Genomic DNA, 7,186 nt, shown 5'->3' on the forward strand with positions numbered 1-7,186 from the left:
GCGAGAAAGGTCAGGCGCTGACCATCAGCGGCACCACCACGAACGTAGAAAACGGTCAGTTGGTGAGCGTGACCATCGACGGCAAGACCTACACAGGTGAGGTTCAAGGCAACGTCTGGAGCATCGTGGTTCCGGCGGCGGACGTGGCGAACTTCGAAGAAGGTCTGGAAGGCATTACCGCGGACGTCAGCGACGTGGCCGGCAATGCGGCGACGCAAGCGACATCCAGCATCGAAGTGGACACGGCGGTTAGCGCTAATATTGATTTTGACGACGGTGGCGATGAAAAGTTGGTTGGTGTTGAGTCCACAGAATCTGGCTTTACAGCTAGTGTTGAACCGGGTTCGACAATCAGTCAAATAGTTATTACTGATGCCAATGGAAACATCCACACAGTTGCTGCCAGCGATGTAACCATTTCAGCAGGTGGCTCGGTGACAATTACATCCCAAGATTTATCGGCCTTGGACGATGGCATCATTACAGTAAGCATGGATGTGACTGATGCAGCGGGTAACCAAACAACTGTTACTGATACGACAACGTTACAACATACCGTTGAAGGTGGAGATGGACCTACGTGGACGACGACATCCATTACTATTGATGGCGTGCCATTTATTATTTCAAGTATGTGGGGGGTTAACGGCTTAACAACTATATCGCGTTTAAATAACGATGGTACGTTGACTGAAGTTGACCGTATTACCTTCGACAGTACCACTAACACAGTTGTGACTACTAGTGGAGGCGATATTACCGATCAGCTCATCGCTGCAGGTATACAACCTGGCATGTTAGGTAACGGTTTGACACAGTCAAACACCAGTCATGTTGATGGTGTGCCAACGCTGTTTGTTACTTCTCAAAATTATTCGGGGATTTCTGCTTGGAACATCAATTCTGATGGAACAGTCGAGTTTAATGGTGGCGAAGTAGTTGGTTACTCACAAGATTATATCCGAGAAAACGTTATCTACGAAGCTGATGACGGCACAGAATATATTTATGTTGCTCGTCCTGCTAGTGATGCGATTACGCGTCTTACTTATGACCAAGCGACAGGTGAGCTAACAGAAGAGGCATCAGAAATTACCGCTGCCGGTGATTTAGTGAGTTCAGTAAGTATCATTAGCAAAGATGGTGTGGATTATCTGGTTGCATCAAATGGTACAGGGTTGACGCTGTACAGCATTGATTCGACGACAGGCGATTTAACCCAACTGGATTCGCAAGTAGCACTCGGTAATGAGGGCCGGGGAGGCAACGCAGTAGAGACCTATACCACGGCCGATGGTAGCGTTTATGCCATCTACTCAAATAGTCACGATCATGAAGTTGATATCTATCGTATTGACGGCGGTAGTTTGATTCATACTGATGAACTGAGTGGTGTTAATTTCTACTTCTCGAGCGCTGGTTATGTTGACGGTATTCCCGTTATCGCAGCACCGCAACAAAGCGGCGGTGTAACACTGTTTATCTTAAACAACGACGGTCAGCTGACCGAGTGGCTGCATATTCCAGAGATAGAGAACGACAGTACCCCACCAGTGATAGTTCAAACACCTGACGGTAACTATTGGTTGGTTGATGGTGATGGTCAAGCGAGTGCGACCTTGTTGCCACCACTCGGTATCACTGATTTAGCTCCGTCTGTAATCATTACAGAAGATGCGAACAACGACGGTATTATCAGTGCTGCAGAGCTGGACGGTCACGTAAACGTCACTATCAGTCTGACAGGTACCGGTGCTGTGAAAGGCGATACGCTAACAGTGAACGGTACGGCCATTGTACTGACTGAGGCTCATATCAATGCACGTGAAGTGTTGACGAGCGTAGATGCACCGGAAGAGGGCACTACACTGACGGTGGATGCGACCATCACGGATGCGTTGGGTAACGTGTCAGAGAAAGGCACAGACAGTGCGAAACTGGATACCACCGCGGCGGGTGCGCCAGGTGTGACTATTACAGAGGATACGGATAACGACGGCCTGATCAGTAAGTCGGAGCTGGACGGTGACGTGAACGTGACCATCAGCCTAACAGGCACCGGCGCGGTGAAAGGCGACATCTTGACCGTTAACGGCACAGAAATCGAGCTAACACAAGATCACATTGACACAGGCGAAGTGTTGACGACGGTGGGAGCACCGGCGGAGGGCTCTACACTGACGGTGGACGCGACCATCACGGACCCAGTGGGCAACGTGTCAAAAAGAGGCAGTGACAGTGCGAAGCTGGATACTACTGCGGCGGGAGCGCCTGGCGTGGTCATCGCAGAAGATACGGATAACGACGGTCTGATCAGCAAGTCGGAGTTGGACGGTGATGTGAACGTGACCATCAGCCTGACAGGCACAGGCGCGGTGAAAGGCGATACTTTGACCGTTAACGGCACGGAAATCGAGCTGACACAAGCTCACATCGACGCAGGCGAAGTGTTGACGACAGTGGGAGCACCGGCGGAAGGCGCGACACTGACGGTGGAAGCAATCATCACGGATGCGGCGGGCAACGTGTCAGAGAAGGGCAGTGACAGTGCGAAACTGGACACCACTGTGGCTAAACCATCCATCACAAACATTACTGATGATTCGGAAAACAGTGATTACTCTGAAGTGACTCTGCATGGTACGGGTAGTGAGGCTGGTAACACTATTGAGGTGTTTGCTAAAGATGAAGACGGAAAAGACGTCCTAATCGGAACGGCGATTGTTCAAGATGACTTAAGTTGGACTCTTGATATTTCTAATATCAGTGCAACGCCTACCAATGACAATGAGTTTATGTTTGCGAAGGAAACGGATCCTGCAGGCAATGTTAGTGAGGCATCTGATACGGTTCATTATTATCACGGCACCTTTGACCCTGCTGTATCTCAGTCGGCTGATGATTACGTGCTTCTTGGCGGTGGTAATGACGAACTTAGAATGGTGTCGGACGATGACAATGATTATTTTGTTGCCGACGGCGGTGCTCATCATGATCGTGCGGTATTCACAGGTAATATCGACGAATACCAGATAAGTATTAATAGCAATGGCGAAATTGTCATCTATGAACCAACGGAGAAAGACACAAACGTCTTTAGAGAATTTGAGTCGTTTAAGTTTGGTGACGAGGTTTACACAGTTGAAGACCTGTTTAAGCCAGAGGTGACTATTACCAGTGATGCAAATAATGATGAAGTGTTGGCAGGCTCTGAGATTGGTCAAAATATTGCGTACCAGATAGATCTTCCAAAAGGAGCGACAGTAGGAACTGTCTTACTTGTTACTTTACCTTCTGGAGTACAGTCAATTACATTGTCTGAGCAGCAAATTAACAGTGGAAAAGTAGAAGGTTCCTATGTAACTCCTGCCGAGGGCAGTGATTTTGAAGTGAGCGTATCTATAACTTATCCAAATGGTTCTCAATATGGCTCTACAGATTCAGTTTACGTGAACGAAGGACCTGAAGTTAATGATTTCTCAGTATCATCTACATCTAGTGTCTTTGATGTTCCATTCTCTGGTCATGCAACTGATACCGAAGATGATGCGGATTCAAGTAAAACAACAAGTATTGTTATTACCAGCCTTCCAGAGTTTGGAACGCTATATGTAATTAATGATGATGGTTCTAGAACAGATTTGTCTGTAGGTTCAAAAGTTGATGATACCTCTAACATTAAGTATGAATTAGACGGGAATGTTAATGCTGATTTCAGATTTGATGCGACTGATTACCATGGCGATACCCCAATTAATGACTTGACAGAAATCGCTTTAGAAAGTGGTTTGGTGATAACTGGGGGAAGTATTGCTGATGATGGTTCCTTGATTCAGGGAACACTGAATTATCACAGCGCAGTTAATGAAAATGGCATTGGTGTCAACGGCAATGAAGTTGAAAGTGACACCAAAGAATATATTTCTATTGATTTTGGCGATGGTACGAATGTAACTGAGGCGAATATCTCGCTTGGTAGTTTACATGGCCATTATACAGATACTGATCTTGGGATTGACGCCAAGGTTCATATCGAGCTTTACAAAGACGGCGTTTTACAGAAAACCGTTATAGTTGATTCGTCCAGTGACATTCAGAACTCTCAATATGTTGCCAACCTTCAATTAGACAGTGGTTTTGATGAAATTCGTTTGACGACAACAGCAGGTCAGAATTCAAACTTCACTTTATCGAATATCGAAGTAGTTGATTCAGAAATTAATGACGAAATCGAGTATAAAGCAATCGATTCTGATGGGCAGGAAAGTGATGACACGGCAGTTGTAGACATTACCATTCCAAGCTCCGAGTCTGCACTAGAGAGAGCGCCTGTTGTTAACGGCGATACAGACTTAGGTAACTCTGCAGAAGATAACGCGTTTGTTATTGATGCGGCTAAATTACAGCTACTGTTGAATACGGCGACGGACGAAAATCAAGACGACTTGTTTATTTCCGCTCTTTCTGTCGATGAGTCAAAAGGAGAGCTTGTTGTTACAACTAACTCTCACGGTCAAGTGACAGGTGCGGTGTTCCACCCTAACGGGGATATGTCTGCGGACGATATTAAGTTCGATTTCACTGTTAGCGACGGTAAGTTAACAGACACGGGTAGCGCGTACCTAGATGTGACCCCAGTAGCTGATGCGCCAGAGGTTAATGTATCGCTCACAGGTAGCCCTACTTATGTCTACTCTGAGTTTCCTACATTTGGAATGACCTATGAAGATTTCTTACCTGAAAACTTCGATGGAACAGAGTTTGGTATTGAGAACACTCAAATTATTGATGTGTGGGGCGAGCGGTCAGGTACGTCAGAGCGTGATTACGTATTTGGTGAATTCGACAATGGCGCTAGTTATTCAATATCAGGTGGAGACGGCAACGATATTCTAGTCGGTGCTAAGAACTCTAAAAATGACATCAGAGGTGATCTAGGTGATGACATTCTTGTAGCGGGTAACGGCACTGATGCGTTGTATGGTTCAAATCATTACGATCCTAATGCGAAAGATGTTGCAATCCTAAAAGGCAGCAGCACGGATTACGAAATCAGCAAAGGCTCTGGCTTTAACAGTAATGACCGTTGGTTCAATTTCTCTGAAGACGGAGCGAATGAAGTTAATTCATTGCATTTGCACAACATTAAGTATGTTCAGTTTGAAGATGGTATTTTCGAGCTCGACCCAGACACAGGTTCGTTGATAAAAGTTGAGCCTACGTCATCTGAATACCCATTGAATATTGAAGCATCCTTAACCGATGTTGACGGAAGTGAGACGTTAACGGAGATTGAGATCTCTGGTCTATCTCAAGGCGATGTATTGAAAGACAGCAGTGGAGCGGTCATCGGTACTGCTTCAAGTGATGGTACTATCACGCTTTCTGGTCTTTGGTCTTCCGATGCAACATCGGTGACCTTATCTGGTTTGACTCTAGTAACTACTGCAACTAACGCAGCGGAAATTTCTGTAACTGCAACTTCTCAGGAAGGAAGTGATACAGCAAATACAGCCTCAGGGGATGACTCTATCGTCCTCAGTGATTTTGCTGGCGTAACAATGAGTGGTGATGGGCAAAGCAACACGACTGGCGACACGCATGACACCATTGTCGGCGATACTACTGGCACCGTTGTTACTCATGGGCAAGATTATAATATTGCATTCATGGTTGATACTTCAGGTAGTGTTGGAAGCAGCAATGTTGAAGATATCGAAGACCAGCTAGAGGAAGTCTTTGATAGCTTGATCAACAGTGCAAAAGGTGAGCACTCCGGTACGGTTAATGTGATGTTGGTAGATTTCGATACATTGGCGCATACAAGCGTGAGTGTGGATCTTGCTGATGCAGGTGCTAAAGACAAGCTTGAAACTGTTTTAGACAGCTTGAAGTCTGGCGGCGGCACGAATTATGAAGATGCATTCACTGTTACCAATAACTGGTTTGAAACGGTGAAAACAACACATCCAGAAGCCAATAACATGGCGTATTTCATTACCGATGGTCGTCCAACTTATTACAACACGGATGTTACTAACCCTGTTGTATACAATAGACCAGGGAATTCTAATGATCGTACGTTAGATGATATTTTAAATAATGCTGATTACGTACCGGGTCAAACCTATAGCTACGCAGGAAAGACAATTATCGATACGCATGGAAAAGTATACAGTTATACGTCGGGCTACCACTATGGAACGTTCCAAGGGTACATGAGACCTGATGGAACGGGAGAGCATGAATTTGTACAAATAGCTGGTCGAGGATCCTACGCAGACAGTACGACACTTTCACAAGCTGAGCTTGGGTTCGAAATGCTCGAAAGTAACGGCGTAACGGTGGAAGCAATTGGCATTGGCAGCGGCTTGAATGAAGATCAGTTAAAAGATTTTGATTCAGATGGTAACGTGCAAACCAATGTAGATGCAGATGATTTAGCTGAAGCCATCCTTGGTACTTCAGAAGATAAGCTTCCAGGTGCCGATACCATCTCTGCGGGTAGAGGTGACGACATTCTATTTGGTGATTCTATGCACATGTCTGGTGTATCTGCACAGGGTTACGAAGGAATCAAAGAGTATGTGGCAGGTAAACTCAATGTAGCGGAAGTGTCTGATGCGCAAGTGCATAATTACATCACCGAAAACATTGAAGAGTTCAATCAGTCAACGGATAAAGATAAAGCCGATCACCTACATGGGAATGAAGGTGATGACATAATCTTTGGTCAAGGTGGCAATGATTACCTATATGGTGGTCATGATAACGATACATTAATTGGTGGACTAGGAAGTGATATTCTGACTGGTGGTGACGATGCAGATGTCTTTAAATGGGTTAACTCCGATTTAGATGGCAGTACAGACAGCATTACCGATTTCCACATTAATGAAGGTGACAAGCTTGATTTGAGTGATTTGTTCACGGACTTATCTGAAAATGAAGTGTCGTCTATGCTGGAGCAAATAAAAGGTACAGTGAATGGCGATGATGATCACTCAAGTATAACCGTTGATAAAGACGGAAGCTCGGTGACGATTGACTTTGAAGGTGTATCAGCAACGGATCTTACTAACAACTTGAGCACGATACTTCTAATTAAAGATGACTAATCAATAAGTAAAATCTTTGTATCTACTTTGAAATGCCGGGGCTAAAGTGAAGTGACCCCATAAAGTTG

At 45.3% G+C, this 7,186-nt stretch carries 1 protein-coding gene; it reads left to right on the forward strand.

Features of this window, described 5'->3' with window-relative positions:
• Window positions 1–7,118: VWA domain-containing protein (locus CW749_RS27695; protein ID WP_145997898.1), on the forward strand; the 7,118-nt coding region annotated here is incomplete at its 5' end.
• Between the last annotated feature and the right edge of the window lie 68 nt (window positions 7,119–7,186).

It is taken from the genome of Vibrio sp. vnigr-6D03, from assembly GCF_002835515.1.
Classification (GTDB): Bacteria; Pseudomonadota; Gammaproteobacteria; order Enterobacterales; family Vibrionaceae; genus Vibrio; species Vibrio penaeicida.